Genomic DNA, 3,004 nt, shown 5'->3' on the forward strand with positions numbered 1-3,004 from the left:
TAGCGAGCGCCTGCCGAATCACCCGCTCCTGCGACGGACCATTCGGCGCCGTCAACCCATTCGACGCACCATCCTGATTCACCGCCGAACCACGCACCACCGCCAACACCCGATGCCCCCGCGCCCGAGCATCCGACAACCGCTCCAACAACAACACACCCACACCCTCACCCCAACCCGTGCCATCCGCCCCCTCCGCATACGCCTTGCACCGGCCGTCGGCCGACAGACCACGCTGACGGGAGAACTCCACAAACGTCCCCGGAGTCGACATCACCGCCACACCACCAGCCAACGCCATCGAACACTCACCACTACGCAACGCCGCACTCGCCTGATGCAGGGCCACCAGAGACGACGAACACGCCGTATCCACCGTCACCGCCGGACCCTCAAGACCAAACACATACGCCACACGCCCAGACATCACACTGGCCGTATTGCCTGTCATCACATAGCCGTCGGCGCCGCTCGGCACGGTCGAGAAGCGAGTCAGGTAGTCCTGGTTATTGGCTCCGACGAACACGCCGACGGGCGTTCCCGTCAGTTCGGACGGGTTGATCCCAGCAGTTTCTATGGCCTCCCAAGACGTCTCCAGCAGCAGCCGCTGCTGCGGATCCATGGCCGACGCCTCACGTGGAGAAATACCGAAGAACTCCGCATCGAAGCCCGCGGTGTCGTCGAGGAATCCGCCGCTCATCGCATAGGTATTGCCGGACCGATCGGGATCCGGGTCGTAAAGGTTCTCGAGGTCCCAGCCGCGGTCGGAGGGGAACCCGGCGATCGCGTCCACGCCACCGGCTACCAGGTCCCACAACTGCTCGGGCGAACCCACACCACCCGGGTACCGGCACGCTGCCCCCACGATGACGACGGGATCAGTGTCTGCGTCGTCCTCCGCCTGAGCTCGTGCAGTCGTGGCCAGGCGCCGCCTGGCCGCAGTTTCACCTTCGTCCTGTCCGAAGAGTTGCACCCGAAGATGGGCGACAAGAGCAGCAGGGGTGGGGTGGTCGAAAACCACTGTGGTGGGCAGGGCCAACCCAGTGACGGCATTGAGCCGGTTACGCAGCTCGACCGCCGTCAGGGAATCGAATCCAAGGTCCTTCAGAGCACGGTTCGCGGCGATATCTTTGGCGTCGCCATAATTCAAAACGGCCGCGACATGTGTGCGCACCAGCTCGACCAGCGACCGCTCCCGTTCCTCAACAGAAGCCTCGGTGAGCTGCGTCAGCCAGGCAGACGCATTCTCCCCCACCGACGGACGAGTCGCCTCGATCGCCCGCGCCGCCTCCGGTAGATCCATCAGTAGCGGGCGGGGGCGGGCCGCGGTGAATCCCGGAACGAAGCGCTCCCAGTCCACATCGGCCACAGTCACCGATGCCTCGTCCGCGTCCCATGCCTGCTGCAACGCCACGACAGCCAGTTCCGGTGGCATCGATCGCAGTCCGCGGCGGCGCACCATCTCCTCGGCGGCATCGACCACGGCCATACCAGCGTCGGCCCATGCACCCCATGCGATCGAGGTCCCGGCCAGTCCGAGGGCCCTGCGGTGTTCGGCCAGAGCATCGAGGTAGGCGTTGGCGGCCGCGTAACTGCCCTGACCCCCACTCCCCCAGGTAGCGGCGGCCGAGGAGAACAGCACGAAGGCGTCGAGCTCCATCTCCCGAGTCAGCTCGTGGAGGCATCGCGCGCCTGTCACCTTCGCATCGAGCACATCGGCGAAGCTCTCCAAGCGGGTCTCAGCCACCGGTCGAAGGTCGCCGCCTGATCCGGCGGTGTGCACGATCGTGGACAGCGGGTGTTCTTCGGGCAGAGTGGCCAGCAGAGTACGTACCGCTTCCCGGTCGGCGACATCGCATGCTGCAACGGTCACAGAGGTCCCCGCGGCCTCCAGCTCGGCCACCAACCCGGCTGCTCCTGGAGCCGCGGGTCCGCGCCTGCTGACCAAGAGAAGGTGTGCCGCTCCCGCCTCAGCCAGCCAACGAGCGACATGCCCGCCCAACGCTCCTGTGCCACCTGTGATCAGCACCGTGCCGCGTGGCCGCCAGGCCCCGCCGAGCGCGCCGCTCGGCTCTCCGGTCCGGGCCCGGACGAGGCGCCGTACGAAGGCTCCCGACGTCCGGATCGCGACCTGGTCCTCATCGGCGGGGGATGCGAGGGCAGCAAGCCATCGCCGCGCCGCTCGGTCATCCAGGACATCGGGGAGGTCGATCAGGCCACCCCACCATTGGGGGTGTTCCAGTCCGATGACCCGGCCGAGGCCCCACACCATCGACTGCAGTGGCGAGGGCAGCGCATCGGAACGGCCGACCGCGACAGCGCCCCTGGTCATCAGCCAAAGGGGCAGGTCCATAGCAAGGTCGCTCAGCGCGTGGACAAGTGTCAGCGTCGCCGCCGCACCGGCTGGCGCCGCTTGGTGAACGGCTTCCGGTTCTTCGTCCAAGGCGAGGAAGGACAGCACCCCGGCCACCGAGGTCGTACCGCCCTCGGTGCCTTCCTCCGCGGCGGCATGGCGGGCGACGGCGGCACGAATGTCCTCGGCAAGGGTCACCCGGTCGGCTCCAGCACTGGCGGATGCCTCAAGAGGCACCACGGTCGCCCCGCTGCGGGCCAGTACGGTGAGGGCATCGTGAACCCACGTCGTCATGCCGTGGGATCCAGCGGGCACAACGGCGAGCCATGTCCCAGTGAGCTTCGGGCTAGCGCCACCACCCGCCCCGGACTCAACGATCGGCTTCCATACGACCCGATAGCGCCAGTCATTGACCGTGGAGCGCCGGTTCTCCCTACGATGCCAATCCGCCAGCACGGGCAGAACCTCTTGGAACCCGGGCTCACGTTCGTCACCTGCCAGCCCCAGAAGGGCGGACACCGCTTCCGCGTCCTCCTCATCCACGGCCGACCAGAAGCGCGACTCTTTGGCCGACGCCATCATGGTCGGGCCTTCGACGACCTTCGCCTGGGCCTCGGGCCAGTAGCGTTGCCGTTGGAAGGCGTAGGTGGG

At 67.2% G+C, this 3,004-nt stretch carries 1 protein-coding gene; it reads right to left on the bottom strand.

Annotation, left to right across the window (positions count from 1 at the left end; all coding sequences use genetic code 11):
- Nucleotides 1-3,004, bottom strand: a 3,004-nt coding sequence (locus VT50_RS37955) for an SDR family NAD(P)-dependent oxidoreductase (RefSeq protein WP_143645405.1), incomplete at both ends; no start/stop codon positions are given.

The sequence above is a fragment of the Streptomyces antioxidans genome (assembly GCF_000968685.2).
GTDB lineage: Bacteria > Actinomycetota > Actinomycetes > Streptomycetales > Streptomycetaceae > Streptomyces > Streptomyces antioxidans.